This window comes from Thiolapillus sp. (assembly GCF_048562965.1).
Lineage (GTDB): Bacteria > Pseudomonadota > Gammaproteobacteria > Chromatiales > Chromatiaceae > Thiolapillus > Thiolapillus brandeum_A.
On the sequence record NZ_JBHNMF010001699.1, the window covers coordinates 1 to 507 of the forward strand.

The 507-nt window shown below is 47.1% G+C and carries 2 pseudogenes; both read left to right on the plus strand.

The annotated features are described in order from the left end of the window. Nucleotides 1-275, plus strand: a pseudogene (locus tag ACOCD2_RS26290) (hypothetical protein); the annotation flags it as partial. Beyond that, a pseudogene (locus ACOCD2_RS26295) lies at nt 262-507 on the plus strand (DUF1788 domain-containing protein); the annotation flags it as partial. The pseudogenes ACOCD2_RS26290 and ACOCD2_RS26295, both read left to right, overlap by 14 nt.

The window sequence follows — 507 nt, forward strand, 5'->3', positions numbered from 1 at the left end:
GAACAAGAAAGCAGAGGACGCTGGTGGAAGCAACTGTAGGCAGCATTTCTTACGCACTTTTGCTGTCTTACTTGTCCGGCTACCGAGGTTCAGCACTATTCCATACACCGTATATAAAATTGTTGGACTGCTCTTTCGACAAGGCCATTGAACGAGCAGAAGAAGCTTCCCGCCGTGGATGGATCATATTCAAACGCATTGGAGATGTCATGGAGGTTCAATTTCCAAACCTGATAACTGCAGAAGAAATGGAGTGGGTGCGTGAGCAGAGTTAAGCGATTGGTTCATTCCTATGGAAAGTTCATTGCCATTCCCTGGAGGGACGATGCGGCCGCTGCCCAACGTGTGGTTTTCTGCGTGTACAACGAAAAAGAAGAGCTGGCTTTACGAGCCAAGGTAGATGAATTCGAGTTGGCAACAAAAGAAGCAGGGCATGAGTGGGCGTTGTTTGATTTGACCGATACCTTTGCTATTTGGTTATCAGGCCAGCGCTATGCTAAGAAATAT